We start from the raw sequence: 241 nt of genomic DNA on the forward strand, positions 1-241 counted from the left end.
GCAGCAGGATTATTGCTTCGTTTAGGGCAACCAGATGTATTTGATATTCCTGTTATGGCACAGGCCGGTGCAGCAGTTTTTGATAATTTAGCACTCATTTTTGCAATTGGTATTGCAATCGGTCTTTCAGTTGATGGTAGTGGTGCAGCAGGTCTTGCAGGTGCAATTGGTTATCTAGTTATGAAAAACAGTATTGATGCACTTAGTAAGGGATATTCTACTGTAGAATTACAAGATAAAT

General features: G+C 39.0%; 1 protein-coding gene. It reads left to right on the forward strand.

Features of this window, described 5'->3' with window-relative positions:
- The coding region (locus tag MR170_RS31705) for a PTS transporter subunit EIIC (protein ID WP_242310762.1) at positions 1-241 on the forward strand (241 nt) is incomplete at both ends.

Origin of the sequence: Bacillus cereus group sp. BfR-BA-01524, assembly GCF_022662595.1 — a bacterium.
Taxonomy (GTDB): Bacteria; Bacillota; Bacilli; order Bacillales; family Bacillaceae_G; genus Bacillus_A; species Bacillus_A thuringiensis_S.